The organism is Amycolatopsis mongoliensis (assembly GCF_030285665.1).
In the GTDB taxonomy this organism is placed as follows: domain Bacteria; phylum Actinomycetota; class Actinomycetes; order Mycobacteriales; family Pseudonocardiaceae; genus Amycolatopsis; species Amycolatopsis mongoliensis.
In genome coordinates, this window is the sequence record NZ_CP127295.1 from 9,445,335 (window position 1) to 9,463,110 (window position 17,776).

General features: G+C 69.2%; 17 protein-coding genes. 5 read left to right on the plus strand and 12 right to left on the minus strand.

Features of this window, described 5'->3' with window-relative positions; genetic code table 11:
- Window positions 1-15 precede the first annotated feature (15 nt).
- The 3 genes from istB (at window position 16) to QRX60_RS45265 (ending at window position 1,792) form a co-directional block, all read left to right on the plus strand.
- Window positions 16-804: an IS21-like element helper ATPase IstB gene (istB, locus tag QRX60_RS45255; protein ID WP_020661064.1), complete on the plus strand. Its 789-nt coding sequence runs from the start codon at window positions 16-18 to the stop codon at window positions 802-804.
- On the plus strand, window positions 794-1,171 hold the full coding sequence (locus QRX60_RS45260) for a hypothetical protein (protein ID WP_285997628.1): 378 nt from the start codon (window positions 794-796) through the stop codon (window positions 1,169-1,171). Before istB ends, QRX60_RS45260 begins: the two co-directional genes overlap by 11 nt.
- Before the next feature lie 159 nt (window positions 1,172-1,330).
- Entirely contained in the window at window positions 1,331-1,792 is a 462-nt protein-coding gene (locus tag QRX60_RS45265) for a hypothetical protein (protein WP_285997629.1), read from the plus strand.
- Here QRX60_RS45265 and QRX60_RS45270 read toward each other — a convergent pair.
- Window positions 1,786-2,112, minus strand: coding sequence for an OST-HTH/LOTUS domain-containing protein (locus QRX60_RS45270; RefSeq protein ID WP_285997630.1), 327 nt, complete (start codon window positions 2,110-2,112; stop codon window positions 1,786-1,788). The two genes, QRX60_RS45265 and QRX60_RS45270, sit on opposite strands and share 7 nt — an antisense overlap.
- 207 nt (window positions 2,113-2,319) lie before the next feature.
- Here QRX60_RS45270 and QRX60_RS45275 point away from each other — a divergent pair, with 207 nt between their 5' ends.
- Window positions 2,320-2,487 carry a hypothetical protein gene (locus QRX60_RS45275; protein ID WP_285997631.1) on the plus strand — a complete coding sequence of 56 codons (168 nt, stop codon included), beginning with the start codon at window positions 2,320-2,322 and terminating at the stop codon, window positions 2,485-2,487.
- Window positions 2,488-2,709: 222 nt separating this feature from the next.
- Here QRX60_RS45275 and QRX60_RS45280 read toward each other — a convergent pair whose 3' ends face one another.
- Together QRX60_RS45280 and QRX60_RS45285 are read right to left on the minus strand one after the other, a co-directional pair.
- Window positions 2,710-3,726, minus strand: coding sequence for a terpene synthase family protein (locus tag QRX60_RS45280; RefSeq protein ID WP_285997632.1), 1,017 nt, complete (start codon window positions 3,724-3,726; stop codon window positions 2,710-2,712).
- 291 nt (window positions 3,727-4,017) lie between these two features.
- Window positions 4,018-4,779: a squalene/phytoene synthase family protein gene (locus tag QRX60_RS45285; protein WP_285997633.1), complete on the minus strand. Its 762-nt coding sequence runs from the start codon at window positions 4,777-4,779 to the stop codon at window positions 4,018-4,020.
- A gap of 640 nt (window positions 4,780-5,419) precedes the next feature.
- Here QRX60_RS45285 and QRX60_RS45290 point away from each other — a divergent pair.
- Entirely contained in the window at window positions 5,420-6,955 is a 1,536-nt protein-coding gene (locus QRX60_RS45290; protein ID WP_285997634.1) for an MFS transporter, read from the plus strand.
- 696 nt (window positions 6,956-7,651) lie between these two features.
- Here QRX60_RS45290 and QRX60_RS45295 read toward each other — a convergent pair.
- From QRX60_RS45295 to QRX60_RS45335, 9 genes are all read right to left on the minus strand, one after another.
- A complete protein-coding gene (locus QRX60_RS45295; RefSeq protein WP_285997635.1) occupies window positions 7,652-7,843 on the minus strand; it encodes a hypothetical protein in 192 nt (63 codons plus the stop codon).
- A 1,113-nt stretch (window positions 7,844-8,956) separates the two neighbouring features.
- The gene (locus tag QRX60_RS45300) at window positions 8,957-10,279 is read right to left on the minus strand and encodes an MFS transporter (RefSeq protein WP_285997636.1); all 1,323 of its coding nucleotides are present in this window, start codon (window positions 10,277-10,279) and stop codon (window positions 8,957-8,959) included.
- Between the two features lie 76 nt (window positions 10,280-10,355).
- A complete protein-coding gene (locus QRX60_RS45305) occupies window positions 10,356-11,285 on the minus strand; it encodes an AMP-binding protein (protein ID WP_285997637.1) in 930 nt (309 codons plus the stop codon).
- A gap of 68 nt (window positions 11,286-11,353) precedes the next feature.
- Window positions 11,354-11,989, minus strand: coding sequence for a response regulator (locus QRX60_RS45310; protein WP_285997638.1), 636 nt, complete (start codon window positions 11,987-11,989; stop codon window positions 11,354-11,356).
- Complete coding sequence (locus QRX60_RS45315) at window positions 11,982-13,139, minus strand: GAF domain-containing sensor histidine kinase (protein WP_285997639.1); 1,158 nt, start codon at window positions 13,137-13,139, stop codon at window positions 11,982-11,984. Before QRX60_RS45315 ends, QRX60_RS45310 begins: the two co-directional genes overlap by 8 nt.
- Window positions 13,140-13,184: 45 nt before the next feature.
- Window positions 13,185-14,300: a glucuronyl hydrolase gene (locus QRX60_RS45320; protein WP_285997640.1), complete on the minus strand. Its 1,116-nt coding sequence runs from the start codon at window positions 14,298-14,300 to the stop codon at window positions 13,185-13,187.
- Window positions 14,297-15,412, minus strand: a complete 1,116-nt coding sequence (locus tag QRX60_RS45325; RefSeq protein ID WP_285997641.1) for a zinc-binding dehydrogenase — start codon at window positions 15,410-15,412, stop codon at window positions 14,297-14,299. Before QRX60_RS45325 ends, QRX60_RS45320 begins: the two co-directional genes overlap by 4 nt.
- A 34-nt stretch (window positions 15,413-15,446) precedes the next feature.
- On the minus strand, window positions 15,447-16,631 hold the full coding sequence (locus QRX60_RS45330; RefSeq protein ID WP_285997642.1) for a CaiB/BaiF CoA transferase family protein: 1,185 nt from the start codon (window positions 16,629-16,631) through the stop codon (window positions 15,447-15,449).
- On the minus strand, window positions 16,628-17,758 hold the full coding sequence (locus tag QRX60_RS45335; protein WP_285997643.1) for an acyl-CoA dehydrogenase family protein: 1,131 nt from the start codon (window positions 17,756-17,758) through the stop codon (window positions 16,628-16,630). Before QRX60_RS45335 ends, QRX60_RS45330 begins: the two co-directional genes overlap by 4 nt.
- Window positions 17,759-17,776 lie beyond the last annotated feature (18 nt).

The window sequence follows — 17,776 nt, forward strand, 5'->3', positions numbered from 1 at the left end:
CGTTCAGGGCCACAGATGAGCGAGGCCCGCCGCTATCAGCAACTCCGTTCGCACTTCTCCTACCTGAAGCTGGACAACGCCGCCGAAGCCCTGCCCCGGATCCTCGATCAGGCCCGGGCGGAGAACCTGTCGATGACCGCTGCGCTGGAGCGGCTGCTGGAGATCGAGGTCAACGCCACTGAAGAACGCCGGCTGGCCGGCCGGTTGCGGTTCGCCTGCCTGCCCGATCCCTGGACCCTGGCGGACTTCGACTTCGCCGCCCAGCCCGGGGTCGACGAGAAACTCATCCGCGACCTGGCCACCCTCCGCTTTCTCGACGACGCGTCGAACGTGTTGTTCGTCGGGCCGCCCGGGGTCGGCAAGACGATGCTGGCCACCGCGCTCGCGCGCGGGACGGCCGAGGCCGGGAACCGGGTCTACTTCACCACCGCGGCCGACCTCGCCGCCCGCTGCCACAAGGCCGCAGTCGAAGGCCGCTGGGCCACCTGCATGCGGTTCTTCGCCGGCCCGAAACTGCTCGTGATCGACGAACTGGGCTATCTGCCGTTACCCGGCGACGGGGCCTCAGCCTTGTTCCAGGTGATCAACCAGCGTTACCTCAAGTCGTCCACGATCCTGACAACGAACGTCGGGATTGCTGACTGGGCAACGGCTTTCGGCGACGCGACTGTCGCGGCAGCGATGCTGGACCGGTTGCTGCACCGCGCGACCGTGGTCGGCATCGACGGCCCGTCTTACCGGTTGCGGTCGCATCAGTCTACATCGGACAAGCTGCGGAAGGCGGTGAACGCGCATGTCTCCTGACCCGCGCGACCCGGACTACAACGCGACCCGCAAGACCTGCCCGATCTGTTGGGAGCGGTTCGTCGCGACCGGCCGGCAGGCCAAGACCCGGCTCTACTGCTCGCGCCAGTGCAAACGCACCGCGGCCGCCCGCCGGGAGGTCGAGCGCACCACACCCGCAGCCAGCACCGCCAGGTCCTTCGGGACACCGCCTCCGGCGGCGACCCCGCCGGCGCCTGCGGCGCCGCTGCCGCACATCGCGGCCCAGCGGGACTGCCCGCACTGCGGCGGCCCGGTCACCATCGTCGCGCTGCTCACCACGCCCGAAGCCGCACGACCGCAGATGCCCGTCGCGGCACCCGACGGAGTGATCCCGCTCCGCCGTTGACACCGGCTACGCTGCACTCCTCAGCTGGCCCATTTCGGAGAGCATGGCTGGCCCATCTCGGAGAGCGCCATCACACCCGGCGACCATCACGGTGCGCTGGCACGGCTGGACGGTCTCAACGGCGAGATCGCCGCCCGCGCCGACCAGCTGCTCGACCAGGTGCGCCGGGAGCAACCTCGCTGGGCCGCCCCGCTCGGGCAGCGTCCCGACGACTCGGGGCGGGCCGCGACCTGGGATCAGACTGTCCGGCTGGCTGCGGCGTACCGTGAAACCTACGGAGTCACCACCACCGATGCCGCCTCCCCGCTCGGCCAGCGACCCGTCGGCCACGGCCCCAAAGCCGCGGCCTGGGACCAGATCACCACCCAATGGAGGCAGCTGATGACCACGCCAGACCGGCAAGACGCCGCATCGGATGTGATGCTCACCGTCGAATCCCGCCGCGACGCCCTCGACGCCTTGCGCGACGAATTCACCAGCGGCGTCGCCGCACGTACCCAACAGCTTCAGGATGAAGACGAGAAGGAACGGCAGGAGGCACGCCGCGACGAGGCCGAAGACGAGTACGACGACCAACGCGAGACTCTCGGCGACGACCTGCACCGCGGCATGAGTTACTGACCGGCCCGCAGACCCGGTTCGGTCCGCTGGCGATCGTCCAGCACGTAGACCACTGCCGGCTTCCCTGCGCCGACCGAACAGCGGTCGACTTGGAACAGCGTCGTGGCTTCGATCAGGCCGCTGAGTTTCGGGTAGCCGTAGTTGCGGGCGTCGAAGTCCGGGCGCCGTTTGAGGATGATGTTTCCGACCGCTGCAAGAGGCGCCCAGCCGTCCTCATCGGACGTCGCGTCGACCGCGCTGCGCAACAGCGTGACCAGTCCGGTGTCCTGCTTCAGCTCAGCAGCTGATCGACGCGGGTCCGGTTTCTCCGTGATACCCACCGGATTCGCCGGGCTGGTCGCGCGGACCAGGTTTTCGGTGTAGACGAACTTGTCGCACGCCGCGACGAACGGAGCGGGTGTCTTGCGTTCCCCGAATCCGTAGACCGTCAGCCCGGATTCCCGCGGACGTCGCAATCACCAGGTTCGACTGGGCATCAGGAATCACGGAGAGGCTCCTGGCCACCGCGCCCGGCGGCCTCAGCGGTCATGTCCGAACTTGACCGGCGTGTGCACACGGCAGCCACCGACGCCGGCCACGCGGTCCTGCTCGAACTTGCGGCCGGGTTGGCTGACGCGGTCGCCTGGTACCGCCGGCACCCGGAACGGCTCGCGGTGACCGCGGCGACAACCGAGCTGGATGGGGTGTCTGCGTGAGTACCGTGACGAGCCTGAGCGGCCCGGCCGCCAACGCCTGCCCGTTCCTGCACGGCTCGAACTGGCTGCGATCGGCCGCGCCCTGCAGTCCGGCCAGTACGGGCACGGCCGGAGACCGACGCTTTCGAACTCGAACTCGCCGCCTACCTTGGTGTCGACGATGTCGTCGCGGTTGCCCCCGGCACCGCGGCCCTGCTCGGCGCCGACCGTCCATCGGCGTGCTCATGCCACGGTCCGCGCGGGCAGGTGGTTCCACCACCAGGCGATCGCCGCGATATCCGGCACTGCCTCGACACCGTCGGGTGCGTTTCCGGTGGTGGTGAAGGGCTCATCGGCCAGCATGCCCGAGTATCGCGGAGAGTGCAGCAGCCAAGGAGTGAAGGCACCGAGGTGCCGGACCATGGATTCCACGTACGCACGCAGTGGGGGGCTTCCCTCGCGCAGCAGCAGGCGTGACAGCTCGCTTAACGCGTAGTGGACGCTGCCGAGCAAGGCCACCGCCTCGTTGGTCGCTTCCAACGAGTTGAGACCGGATCGTGCGGCGAGCACGGCCACCACATTGTGGTGACCTTCCTTGGCGTCCTTCGCGAAAGCACCGATGTCGTTGATCCACGCGATCGCCAGGTGCGCGGCTTGGAAGAACGACCGGACGGGGGCGCTGTGGTACTCGTGCTCGGGAATGTCCATGCCCATCGCGAACTCAACCACGGCCGACATCGCCGCCAGGCCGGACGCCTGCTCCCGCACGCCGGTATGGACCTCCGCGGACGGCGGTCGCTCCGCCGCGTCGAGCAGACGTTCGGTGACGGCGGCGGCAAAGTATCGCTGGTGGGCGACCCGCAGCCGCTGTCGCTGCGCGGGCGTGGCCAACGCCAGTGTCTCCCGGGCGATCTGCCGCACCATCGCGGTGATCGCAGTACTGGGCGCGGGTGAGGAAGGGTCGTCCCAGATGCGCTGCCCGCAGGCGGCCATCACCGCGGCCTCCTCGATCGGCGCCGATTCCAGGACATCGTCGACAAGGAGGTAGGCGGCGGTCCAGGCCGAGGCGAGTTCGACGAGTTCCGGCCGCGTCGGCGACACGGTGAACGCCACCAGCGCGGCCGCCCGCGAGCGCACGACGGCTTCCAGCCGCGCGGGCGGCAGGTCGCTGTGGCGCGACAGCCAGTCCCCGGCTTTCCGGTCGTACTCCTCGCAGCCGATCTCTGCGTGCACGGGAAAGGGAAAGAACAGCTCGGCCATGACTATCGCCGACCAGTGGTGAAAATCGGGAGGCGGACGCTGCACATGTTCAATCTCCCTGAGGTGAGTGTTTCGCTGGTCTTGAGCTCCAGTGGGAACGACGGGATCTCGTCACTCCGACAGAGCCGGTGAGGTCGACGGGCGAGACGGCGGTGATGCCTTCGGCACCGCTGTGCGACGCAGTCGACCAGCCCGCCGAAAACCGACGGCGCACCCTCGGACGCCTTGAAGATCCCCAGGCGGCGGGGCGGACGTGGTGGGTGCCCTTTGCCCGGTGATCGTGCTGGGGAGTCAGGCCTGCTGGAGGGTCTGCGCCCGGTGGTACTGGGCCCAGGCCACTTCCATGGCGCGGCTGCACCAGACACGGGCCGGTCCGGGATCCGGCAGCGTCGCCATCCAGCGATCGGCGAGGCTGAGCTCGGTGTGCACGTAGGTGGCCAGATCGGCGACCGTCCAGCCCTCAGGGAGGAAGTCGACACCGCGTTCGCGGTCGACAGCCAGGTCGGCCAGGATGTTGGCTGCCTGGCAGCCGCGGGCGTAGCTCATCATCTGCCCGCGGTCGACCTGGGTGCCGTCGTGCCAGGCCCACATGTCACCCAGCAGGGTGGCGACGACTCCGGCCACGGAGAAGGCGTACTCGTCGAGGTCATCGACGTCTCGCATCCGCCAACCGCGGCGGGACCACACCGCCATCCGGTTGGCCATGGCGATGGCTGCGTCCAGGATCCGCGGGGCGATCGAGGGTGGCGCCAGCGCGCACCAGTCCGCCAGCCGCAGCGAGACATCGGGCAGGACGTCGCGATGCTCGGCGAACGCGGCGTCGAGACGGCCGGCGATGTTGCGGGTCTGGAGTGCGCAGGCCACCTCGGTCAGGACCGTGTCCTTCACCGTCGCGGCCAGCGCGGGGTGGTCTTCGATTTCGTCGATCCCGCGGAACAGCAGGTAAAAGGAGACTTTGGCCTCCTGCAGGCCGGGCGGCATCGCCAAGAGCGGTCGGTAGTACGTCGTGGACCATTGCCGAGCCTCACTGAGCGCAGCGGTCAAATCAGTCATAGTGATATCCTTCGTACGTGTCCGAGGCGGACGTGAAGACACGGAATCGCCCACCAGAAATCGATATTTTCCTGACGCAGTCGTGCCCCCTTCGGCAGAAGATTTTCACTCGACCGAGCCGGGCCGAATTAAGGCCTGCTCACCCTGTTGCCGCCATTAACAAGCGGAGGCAGCGCACACCAAATTTCGGCGATAGCCCCTTCAGGCGTCTATCCAAAAACTGTAGCGAGCACACCACCGGGTTTACCAGACCTCTATCAGGTGAACCACACCGTCCACGAGGGTGGACCGCGTGCCCTTTTCACACACGCGCCGAAGTAGCCAATTGGCCTGCGCTTCCGTCTCGTTCCCTGCAGGATGACACCATAGTTGGCAGGTGACGGTCGCGATCCTCGTCGTCCGATCGCGTGGGTACGGAACCGCCAATCCGGTAGCAACGAAGCAGAACACCCGATCGGTGACGCGAGGGTCTTGATCGGGGAGTTCTCCAATTCCGGCATGTGCAGTCCGTCACCGGCTCGACGCTGGAATGCACCGACTCGGCGGTCCCGGGACCCATGTTCCGATGCCAGAATTGATTCCGCCTCCGCGCACAGCCGATTCCGGACCCGGCAAGCTGTCACCGCGAAAGGAAACATCGATGGCCTGGGGTGTCAATCGTGCGCCGAGCACGTCTCTGACTGCCCGTCAACACTGGACACTGGCGGTCTCCTGCGTGGCCGTCGCGCTGGTCGTCGCCTCGATGGCCGCGCTGTATGCCGCGCTGCCCGGCATTGCGGTGGCAACCGGGGCGACTCAGGGCCAGTTGACCTGGGTGATCGACGGGTACACCCTGGCGCTGGCCTGCCTGGTGCTCACCGGGGGTGCCCTCGGCGACCGCTACGGACGGCGGGCCACCTTGTTGACGGGACTGCTGGTGTTCAGCGCCGGTTCGGCGCTGCCGCTGGCGCTCAGCGAACCGGCCTGGCTGATCGGTAGTCGGGTGATCGCCGGAGTCGGCGCGGCGCTGGTGATGCCGTCGACACTGTCTCTTCTGACCAGCGGCTTCCCGACCGCGCAGTGGGGACGCGCAGTCGGGGTCTGGGCCGGCGTGGTCAGCGTCGGTGCCCTCGTCGGCCTGGTGGGCTCTGGCCTGTTGCTTCAGCGGTGGTCCTGGTGGTCCATCTTCCTCATCTTGACCGTCGCGGGGATCGCGTCGGCCGTCGCGGCGCTGACCGTCCCGGAATCGCGTCCGCGGGATCGGTCTCGTTTGGACATCGCCGGAGCAGTCCTGTCCGCTGTCGCAGTCGGACTGTTTGTCGGCGGCGTCACGGAAGCACCTGCTCGTGGCTGGCTGTCACCAGGCACGCTCGGGGCGTTGGTTGGCAGCGTGCTCGCGACCGTTGTCTTCATAGCGGTGGAACTTCGTCGGGAGCACGCGTTGTTGTCACTGCGGCTGTTCGGCAACCGCTCTTTCTCCATCGGCGTCGTCTCACTGGTGGTGCAGTTTCTCGCTTGCTTTGGCATGTTCTTTCTGCTGCAGCAGTACTTGCAGCTGGTACTCGGGTACACGCCGATGCGCGCTGCGATCGCCATGGCGCCGCTGGCCGGGCCGTTGGTGCCGTTGTGCTTGCTGGCGTCCAGGTTGACCGCTCGGGTCGGATTGCGTGCGGTGACCGTGGGTGGCCTGACGGTGCTGGCGGTGGGGTTGTTCCTGATGTCGTGCCTGCAGGTGCAGACCACCTACCCTGTGGTCCTCCGGTGCGTGCTCGTCGTCGGTGCCGGGCTTGGGTTGTGCACAGCACCGGCGACCTCGGCGATCATCGTCAGCACCCCGAACGCTAGGCACGGCATGGCCTCCGCGGTCAACGACGCCGCTCGCGAGGTCGGTGCCGCGATGGGCATCGCCGTCGCCGGCAGCGTGCTGGCCGCCGGATACCGCTACGGCATCGAATCCGCTTTACCGGAACTGCCCGAACAGGTTCGAGGGGCGGTGGCTGACTCTCCGGCCGCAGCGCTGGCTCTCGCCGAGCATTCGAGGCAGGGCGGGCACTTGCTGACCAGCTTTGCCCGCGCGGCCTTCGTTCACGGCTTCCAGCAGGCGATGGTGGCGCTGGCCGCGGTCACAGCCGTGGGTGCGATGGCCGCGCTGGCCGACCGGGCCTGCGCACAGCGCAACGTCGGCCGAAAGCCATGAGCCGGCTACGCCGATGACGGTCACTTGCGCCGCTGAAGGCTTCGGTGATCGGCTACCAGGTGCAGTCTAGACCGCACTGGCCGCCCCGGACCGGTTGCTGACCGCAATCGCCACCGCAACGAGTCCGAGTAAGTCGTCGACACCGGCCTCACGATCAAGCCGCTGCCGGATTACGCTGCGTTCGCCAACGCTCGGAGCCGACGACGCGGGTGCGCTTCCCGAGGTGATCATCGGTCACTTTGAAGGTACGCGGCGCTGAATTCGTCAAATACAGCGTTTACGTCCGTGTCGCAGGCCACCTGTCCTGCTGTTGATCGAACGACCGTTCACACGACATGTATCCGCTGGAAACGTCCGGTAACCGTCCGGCCGAGAAAGATCCGAGGTGGGTATTCCTGCCTGCCCGGTCGGCCGACCACGCGCAGGGGGTGTGTCCAGCAGGAATGACGGGACGTGGCAGGAACGCCGGGAATGACCTGGCTGTGACGCTGAGCGAGGTGGCGTGCAGTCTGCACGCCGAGTCCGGCTTGGGCGCGGCCGTGGAGGCAACCACCCGCGCAGCGCTCGAGGCGGGCTATGTACTGTCACCTCGGGGCGTCCCGTAAATGCCGGCTGGATCGCAAGTCTCTGCCACGCCGGTGTCATCGCTGGCACGTAGGGGCCGTCAGCTCGGCACGCGCGGTGGCCAGCGCCGTGTCACGGCGGGGTTGATCCTCGATCTGTGTACTCGTCCAGCTCCCCGGCTTCCACATCCTGCGGCGGGGCGTCGAGCTCAGTGGAGGTGGAGGCGTCTTCGGTCTCCAGGGTGAAACGGTCGGCCAGTGGCGTCGCGCCTACCGCCTTGTGTCCCTGAGTCAAGCATTGCTGGTGGGTCCATTCGGTGATCATGCGTTCGGCGAACCCGGCCCGCCACCGACCGTGCCAGTACTGAGCGTCGCTGGCCTTCGCGCCCTTACACCCAACGCACCAGCCACGAACGACCGAAGACGCTCTACATCCGCGAAGACCATCTCGTCGATCAGATCAACATCAGGCTTGGAGACCAGGGCGGCGCAGTCGCTACCAACCTGGAACATGATCGAACGCGAAGCAGTCGCGTCGCCACAGCGCTACGAGGCTCGAGACAGTTCATCGTCTGCGACAACGCCGGATGGCGACTGCAGGAGATCGATTCGAGCTGAGCTACGATCGCCTCCGCTTCAAGATCGCGTTTCGCGATCCGTGGGGTAATACTGTGTCCGAGGACCGAGTTGATCTGTAACCCCACCCTGAAGTTCACCACTGACCTGCAACTCGAGTGACATCGCTGCTTGGCCAAGCACTCCGCGTGAACGACAGGGCAACCGCTTCGCAGAATACCGTCCCCGCGGCTGGATCGCGTCGTACAACACCTTAGCCACAGCCTCGTTGCAATCCAAGACGATCAGACCCCGCGCATCCGGCCGCTGCGCGCCGGTCCCCGGGCCACCTTCTCTCCCTACCGAAGCGCCGGGATCCTCGGACACCTACCATAACCCCCACCGCGGGTCGAGGTCACCTCGAGCGAGGTCGGCGTTGCCAGGATGCTCGACCCGTATCGATGTCGTGTGCGGTGCCGTTCCCGGTGAGCCCGAACGAACCCCTCAAGTCACCGGCCGGCCGCTCCCACGCCGGCCCGGAGCGCGATCGGACAGGCGCGACACCGCCTCCGGATGTCCAGGGGGTGGGACTCTCCGGAGGTTCAGGAGACAGCGGAGAGCTTGTCGCTGCTGCACCCGGCACCGCGCTGGCCGGCTCGAGCACATCGCCCCGAGCCGGCCCCAGCTCTGCCGCACGTCGTGCAGGTGGGCCGGCTGAGGCCGGGCAGGGACTGTCTTCATGCCCCAGCCCGGCCCAACACCGCACTGTCCCGTTCCCGGTATGCGAGCGCCAGGGCGGCCGCCGGGGTGCGACGCCGGCCTTCGCCCGTCACCGACCGACCGGCGTCCGCCTCCTCCAGGGAGACAACGTCGGCGCCGTGCTTCACTCGGCAGGCAGCAGTGGCGACTCGCTCCGCGACGCCGTTCGTGGCCGGCCGGACAGGGTTGATCCGTTGGTCTCGCGCAAGGCGAACGTGCACAGCAGCGAAAGCACCGCGGTGCCGACCATGTACCACGCCACCGCCATGACGCCGCCGGTGCGGTCCAGCAGCCAGGTGGCGATGATCGGCGCGAGCGCGCTGCTGGCCAGTGTGCCGAGGGTGTAGCCGAACGAGATGCCCGAATACCGGATCTTCGTCTCGAACGCCTCGGCGAAGAACGCGGCGAGTGGACCGAACGCGGCGGAGAAACCGGTGCAGATCAACAGATAGCCGACGATGGCGAGCAGGAACGAACCGGTGCCGAGCAGCCAGAACCAGGGAAACGCCAGCACACCCATCGCCACCGTCCCCGCGGCGAAGACCGGCTTGCGGCCGATGCGGTCGGAAAGGGCGCCGAAGAGCGGCAGGGTGACGAAGGTGAGCGCCATCGCCGCCAGCACGATCCACAGCATCGAGTTCCGGCTGAACCCGATCTGCTGGGCACCGTAGCTCAGGCCGAACACGGTGGTCAGGTAGAACGTGACCCCGATCGAGAGGTAGGCACCGCCGGTCAGCAGGACCTGCTTCGGATAGTGCCGGAGCACGACGGCGATCGGCAGCTTGACCACGTCCTCCTTGCCCTTCAGCCGGTCGAAGGTGGGGCTTTCGCCGAGCTTCAGCCGCACGACGAGTCCGGCGAGGACGAACACGCCGCCGATCAGGAACGGCACGCGCCAGCCCCAGGACAGGAAGCTCTCGGGCGACATCGCGCCGAAGGCGAGGAACACCGCGTTGCCGAGCATGAGCCCCGCCGGCACTCCCATCTGGACCCAGCTCCCGTAGTAGCCGCGGCGGTGGAACGGCGCGTGCTCGACCGTCATGAGCACCGCGCCACCGTACTCACCGCCGAGCGAGAGGCCCTGGATGAACCGCAGCGCGACGAGGATGATCGGGGCGGCCACCCCGATCTTCCCATAGCTGGGCAGCACGCCGACGGCGAAGGTCGTGGTCCCCATGATGCTCAGGGTCAGCACCAGCATGGACTTGCGTCCGATCCGGTCGCCGAAGTGTCCGAACAGGACTCCGCCGATCGGCCGCGCGACGAAGGCCGCGGAGAACGTCGCGAACGACAGCAACGTGCCGACCACGGCGTCGAACTGGGGGAAGAACAGTTTGTTGAAGACGAGTCCGGCCGCGGTGCCGTAGATGAAGAAGTCGTACCATTCCACGGTCGTGCCGACAGCGCTGGCGAATCCTGCTTTTCCGCTGCGCGAGATCAGGGACATCGGTGTTCCTTTTCAACGGAGGTTTTCCGAAAGCCTCTTCGCGGCGGGCACCTCGTGGTACCTCCACCTGGAGAGGTCAGAAGGCGCCGGGAAAAGTCGCGCAGGTCGTCAGCTCCGCGGCGGGCGCGGGGCCGGGATGGATCCAGAGTCCCGTCTGCCGGAACCACGTCCGAGCGGCGTCGGCGTCCGGCTGCGCTCCGGTGGCGAGCACGCGGCGCAACGACGAGTTCCGCAGACCACGCACACCCGTTGCCGCGAGCTCCACATAGGACGCTCCGGGGGCGGACATCGTCGTCACCGGAAACCGCGCCAGCAGGCCGCGGACCCGCGTGGGGTCACCACCGGTTTCGTCGACCAGGATCGCCGCCCCCGCCGACCACGGCTCGATCAAGCCGAGCAGGACGCCGGTTGCCGTGTGCCGCGGGGTGCGACTCCAGTGCAGGTCGTCGTGGCTCCGATCCAGCCACGCCAGGCCGAGTCCGTCCGCCAGCTGTCCCAGCTCGGCGTGGCTGTGCCTCTCGTCGCCGGTCAGCAGGACCGGGCCGGCCGCGGGTACCGGTTCGTGGTGCGGCTCCGTCAGGAACATCATGGCCCGGTAGTTCATCGCTTCGGCGTGCGGCAGGCCGCCGACGCAGAGCACGTGCCGCACCGCGCCCGCCCGCCGGAGTGCCAGCGCGGGTTCGAGGTGTGCCTCGTCGACCACCACCACCGCCGCTCCGGCGGCGCGCACCCGGTCGCCGTCCGGCTCGCCGCACGGCATCGGCGCGAACGGAACCCCGGCCCGCAGCGTCCCGGCGGCGACCTCCCACCATTCGGGCACCGGCGGCAGCAGTACCGCGACCGACTCCCCCGGCGCGAGTCCGAGGTCGTCCAGCAGGCCGGCGAACCGCGCGGCGCGGTCGGCGAAATGGGAATAAGGGAGCAGGCGATGGCGCCCGGCCCGGTCCACCCGGACCATAGCCGTCCTGCCTTCGTGTTTTCCCCAATAGTCCAGGAACGCACTCATGACGAAACACCTCACCGAATTCGTGACAATACGGCGACACACGAAAATCGCCGGGAAAAGGGAACCGGCTAGAGCAGCCTGAGCTCGTGCGCCTTGGCGATGGCCTCGACCCGGTTCCGCGCGTTCAGTTTCTGCATCGCGGTCTGCAGGTACGTCTTCACGGTGTTCCGGGCGAGCGTGAGCTGATCGGCGATCTCCGGATTGCTGTGTCCCATCGCGGCGAGCCGCAGCACCTCGTACTCGCGCTTGGTGAGCCCGACCCGGAACAGCAGCTCCGGGGTCGCGGAGGCGTGCCGGCCGGCCAGCCGGGGATCGACGACCCGGACCCCGCGGGCCACCCGCCGTACCGCCGTGGCGAAGTCGCCGCCGGTGATGTCCTTGACCAGGCAGCCGTCCGCGCCCGCCTCGATCAGTACATCGATCGCGCCGTGGTCGGCGAACGCGGTGAACAGCAGGATCTTCACGCGCGGCGCGACCCGCCGCAGCTGGGTGACCAGCTCGGGCGCCGGCATGTCCGGCAGGCGCAGGTCCAGCAGGATCACGTCGGCGGCGACCTCCCGCGCGACCTTGATCGCCTCGTGCCCCGTGCTCGCGCCGCCCACCACGGTGATCGCCGGATCCTCCGCGGCGAGCAGCTCGACGCCGCCGCGGATCACCGGGTGGTCGTCCACCACGAGCACCCGGACGTCGGTGTGCTCACACATCGCCGGTGCCCTCCGCCACGCAGGGCACCCAGGCCCGCACGGTCGTGCCGCCGTCTTCGTTGCCGACGACCGACACGCCGCCGCCCACCCGTTCCATCCGGCGCACGGACAGCGGCAGGCCGAGGTGTCCCGCCTTGGCCAGGTCACCGCTGGCCCAGCCCTGCCCGTCATCGGCCACCACGACGGTGAGCCGCCCGCCCGCGACCACGACGCTGACGACGACGGTGGAAGCCTGGGCGTGCTTCTCGACGTTGACCAGCGCCTCGCGCACGACGCTGGTCAACGCCTCGGTCCGCCCCGGCGCCAGCTCCGGGATCTCCGCGAGCGCCACGAACGAGGCCGGCAGGCCGGTCCGCTCCTCGAAGGCTTCGCAGTCCTCCTGGATGGCCACCGCGAGCCGGCGCTCCGGGGGCTGTTCGTTGAGACGGGCCAGCGAGTTGCGCAACAGCGCGCTCACCGACGTGACCTGCCGTTCCACCTCGTCGAGCCGGTCCCGGATCCGGTCGAGGTCGTCCATCGACCGCAGGCTGCGGAGCTCGGCGCCGATGCGGAAGAGCACCGGGCTGACCGAGTCGTGCAGGTCGGCCGCCATCCGCCGCCGCTCGGCCTCCAGCGCCACTCCGGTCTGCAGCTTCGCCCGCTCGGAGCTGACCAGGGTCACCGAAGCGACGGCCGCCACCTCTTCCACCCGCGCGATGACCTGGTCGCCGAAGGACGCCTCGTCGCGGATGCCGACGTACACGGCACCGAGCACTTCCCCGCCGTAGATCATCGGGACGGCCAGCATGGCGCCGAGACCCTCCCGCGCGACCAGCTCGTCGAAGTCGTGCGTGATCGCGTCCGACGTGCGGTAGTCCCGCACCCACACCGGCCGTCGCTCGGCGATGCTCTTGCCACCCAGGCCGACGCCCTCGGGCACGACGAGCCGGTGCAGGGCCGTGCTCATCGTGCCCTGCCAGCTCCGGTGCACCAGCCGGCGCCCCGGCTCGAGCCGGCCGACCAGGGACATGTCGAACTCGCCCAGCTCCCGGATGCGGCGGGCCACCGACTTCATCGCGAGTGACCCCTCCGACAGGACGAGCAACTCGGAATGCCGCGAAGCGAGCTGCTCCAGCAGCGCTTCCACGGGGGTGTCCCGCGCATCCGTCATGGCGATCTCTCCTGGTCCACGTGTGATCATGATAACCGGGGCGAGCTACAGCTCCGCCGGTTCGAGCACGCCCCGCAGCGCCAGGAGGCTCTCCAGCAGGAAGTAGTCGCCCCAGACCAGCTCCGCGTCGGTGGCGACCCCGCGCCGGGGGTCGAAACAGCCCCCGGTGAGCATGCCCGGCCGGCGGTGGTCCCCCACGCCGGTCGGCGTGACGAACGTGGTCAGGGTGTCCACCATCGCGGCGGCGTGCTCCCGGTACCACGGGCGGTCCGGGAGGAGCGCGGCCAGCTTGAGCAGTGCGGCCGCGGCGATGGCGGTCGCGGAGGTGTCCCGCGGCTCGTCCGGTCCGGCGCTGAAGTCCCACGGTGCGACGCGGTCGGCGGGCAGCCGGTCGAGCCACCAGTCCGCGGCCGTCGTCGCCGGCCCGGCGAACTCGGGACCCACCCAGTGGGCGGCCTGGGCGAAGCCGAGCATCGCCCAGGCCTGGGCGCGGGCCCACGTGCTGTCGTCGGAGCGTCCCTTGTGGGTGTAGCGCCGCAGCAGGGTCCCGTCCCATTGGTCGAACTCGGCGGACTGGCACACGGAACCGTCGTCGCGCAGGCAGTACTCGACGTGGCGCTGCGCGTGCGCGCGGGCCATGTCCGCCAGCTCCGACCAGTCCGTTTCCCGTGCGGCCCAGGCGAGCAGCGCGACGGTGCCGGGCACGGCGTCGATGTTGGCGGCACCGGCGCCGACCGCGTCGGACTCCTCGGCCTGGCTGCCGAGCGGGATCAGCCCCGCGTCGTGGTTGAAGCTCGACGCGAGCCCCCGCGCACCGGCGAGCGCCGCCGCACGCGTGGCTTCGCTCTTCCCGGTCAGGTGTGCGACCCCGGCGCCGTAGAAGAACAGGAACCCGCGGAACGCCGTGTCCGAGCTCGCCCGGACCGTGAGCCGCTCGGCGACGTCGTCGGCCAGCCGCGCGTACCGCCGCGCGCCGGAGTCGGCGGCCGCCAGTGCGAGGAGGCCGCCCCAGAAGCCGCCGGTCCAGAACCCGTCCGCGCTGCGGGTCCACTCGCCCGTGTCCGTATCGGCGTAGTTCGGGAAGCCCGTCGCCACGTCGGCCGCGGTCTCGTCGATCCGCAGCAGCATCCGCTGCGAAGCTTCGTCCCACCGCCCGCTCACGACGGGTCTCCGCTCACCAGCACCGGCTTGAGCGTCCGGCCCGCGCGCATGTCCGCCAGCGCCTCGTTGGCGCGCTCCAGCGGATAGGCCGTGACCAGCCGTTCCAGGTCGAAGCGCGCGGCGAGATCGGGCAGGGACAGCACGTAGTCCAGGTGGTTGCGCGGCGAGAACGCCCAGCTGCCGAGCACCCGCAGCTGCTTGCGGGTGATGTGGTGCGGGTTGAGCATCGTCGGCCCGTGGTCGGTGTACTGGCCGACCACCAGGTACGTGCCGCCGCGCCGGGTCATGGCCATGCCCTCGGCGACCGCGGCCGGCACCCCGGTGGCCTCGATCACGAGGTCCGCGCCACGCCCGTCCGGCGTCTCCGCCAGCACCTTCGCGAGCCGGGCCTCCTGGTCGGTCTCGGTGAAGATGTCGAGGTGCACATCGCCGACGCCGATCTCCCGCGCGACTTCGAGCCGGTTGGCCGGCCCGCCGACGATGATCACCTTGCTCGCGCCGGCGACGGCGGCGAACATGGCCGCCGCCATGCCGACCGGCCCGCTGCCCTGGACCACCACGACATCGCCTTCGCGGGGCTTGCCGATGTCCTGCACCGCGTGCACGACGGTCGGACCGGCACAACCGAGCGCGATCACCTGCTGCGGCCGGATGCCCTCGGGCAGCTTGACGATGGTGGAGCCGGGCTGCAGGTAGATCTGCTCCGCCCAGCCGCCGGACAGGTGCGGGGGCTGGGCACAACTCTGGTTGATGCCGTAGACCTTGCGCGTCTCGCAGAGCGACGGCTCGCCCGAGGTCGTGCAGTGGAAGCAGCGGCCGCACGGGATGTTCGACGCCCAGGACACCAGGTCGCCTTCGCGCAGGGGCGCGCCGGTGGCGTCGGCCGACACCCCTTCGCCGAGCTCGCGGACCCGGCCGACCGCTTCGTGGCCGAGCACGACCGGCAGCGGGATCGCCATCCGGCCCTGCTGGAGGTGCATGTCGGTGCCGCAGACACCGGCGTGGGTGACGTCGGCCACCACCGCGCCCGGTCCGGGTCGAACCCCCGGGAACCGGGTGACCTCCAGGTCGGCGCCGAACTCCTTCAGCACCACGGCCTTGCGCTCGTTCATCGGGATTCTCCTCGCTGGGTTCGTTCGATCGTCCTCATCGGACGGCCCCGCTCGCGCGCAGCCGCGCGAGGTCGTCGTCGGTGAAGCCGAACTCGCGCAGTACCGGTTCGGTGTGCTCGCCCACGTCGGCGACGCCCTGCCTGGTCGTGGCCGGGGTCCGGGACAGCTTGACCGGGTTGCCGAGAATGCGCGTTGTGCGCCGCCCGCCGACCTCGACCTGGGTGATCGTGCCGTTCTCGAGCACCTGCGGGTGCGCCAGTGCCTCCTCGAGCGTCAGCAGCGGCGCGGAGAGCAGATCGGCGGCGTCGAACCGCGCGATCGCCTCGTCCGTGGTGAGCGCGCGGACGGTGTCCCGCAGGGACTCGTTGGCCTGGTCCTTGTTGCGGGCCTGCAGTTCGGCGGTGGCGAACTCGGGGCGGCGGCTGAGGTCCGCCACCTCGAGCGCCTTGCACACGAGGTGCAGTGCGTTCTCCCGGAACAGCCCGAGCACGGTGACCATGCCGTCGCTGGTCTCGAAGATCCCGCTGTACCAGTCGGTGACCCAGTTCGTCTCACGCTGGTACATCAGCAGCGACGCGCTTTCCAGCGTCTGCAGCGCCAGCGCCGTGTCGAGCAGGTTGACGCTCACGTGCTGACCCCGGCCGGAACGTTCACGCTCCAGCAGGGCAGCGAGAATCCCTTGTGCGAGCGCCATTCCCGACGCGTAGTCGACCACGGGGACCGGCAGGATGTGCGCCGTCAGGTTCGGGTCGCCCACGGTGCGGGCCATGCCGCTCAGCGACTGGGCGAGCATGTCCTGCCCCGCCTTGTGCGCGTACGGTCCGCTCTCGCCGAAGCCGGAAGCCGAGGCGTAGACCAGTTTCGGGTAGCGCTCGGCCAGGTCTTCGTAGGTCAGGCCGAGCCGGCGCACCGCGGCCGGCCGGTAGCTGTGCACCAGCACGTCGGCGCCCGCCAGCAACCGGTGCAGCGCGTCCATGCCCTCGCGGGTCTTGAGGTTGAGCGAGACGCTGCGCTTGTTCCGGTTCACCGCGACGAAGTAGGAGCAGGGTTCCCCGGCCTCCGCCGACTCGCGGTCCAGCGACCGCATCAGGTCGCCGCCGATCCCGCGCTCGACCTTGATCACGTCGGCGCCGAAGTCACCGAGGACCTGCGCCGCGAGCGGACCCTGCATGATCTCGCCGAGGTCGAGGACCCGGATTCCGTCGAGTACCCGGTTCACGACCGCACCTGCCCGGCGTAGACGTCCTTCGCGATGACGAGCCGCTGGATCTGGTTGGTCCCCTCGTAGATCTGGGTGATCTTCACGTCGCGCATCATGCGTTCCACCGGGTAGTCGCGGATGAACCCGTAGCCACCGTGCAGCTGCAGGGCGTCCGTGGTCACCGACATCGCGTTGTCGCTGCAGAGCAGCTTGGCCATGGAGACCCGGGACCGCGCCCGCGGGTCGCCCGCGGTGATGAGCGCGACCGCGTCGTGGAGCAGCGCCCGGGCGGACTCGATCTTCACCGCCATGTCGGCGACCATCCCCCGCAGCAGCTGGAACCGGGACAGTGCCTGCCCGAACTGCCGGCGGTCGCACGTGTAGGCGACGGCCGCGTCGAAGGCGCCCTGAGCGATTCCGAGTGCCTGTGCGGCGATCAGGGCCCGGCTGACGTTGAGCTCGCCGTTGATGTAGCGGTAGCCCTGCGCCGGGTCGGCCACGACACGCCGGCCGGGGATCCGGCAGTCCTCCAGGACGACGTCGGTGGTCGGGCTGCCCCGCATGCCCATCTTCTTCTCGTGCGGGCCGAAGGAGATCCCGGCGTCGTCCTTGTGGACCATGAAGACGCCGAAGTCCTTCTCCCCGGTCCGGGCGAGCACGGCGTACCACTCGGCCCACGGGGCGTTGCTGATGAACCGCTTCTGTCCGGTGAGGACCCAGTCGCCGCCGTCCCGGGTCGCGGCGGTCCGGATGCCGGACAGGTCGGAGCCGACGGTCGGTTCGGTCATGCACCAGGCGGCGCCCGCCTCGCCGGCGGCGACCCTCGGCACCACCTCGGCGCGCAGCTCGTCGGAGCCATGACTGACCACAGTGGACGTTCCCGCCCAGTTGACCAGCAGCACCAGCGCGGAGCTGGCACAGGCCGCCGCCACCTCCTCGACGGCGATCACCTGGGAGAGCAAATCGGCGCCGGAACCGCCCAGCTTTTCGTCGTAGGGCAGGCCCGGCAGGTCCGCCGCGCGCAGCGCCGCCCAGGCCTCCTCGGGGAACCGCTCCTTGTCGTCCACGTCCGCCGCGTGGGGCGCGATCTTGTCCGCCGCCAGCCGGCGCACGCTCGCCCGGAAGTCCTCGTACTCGGTGTTCATGTTCTTCCTGTTCCTCAA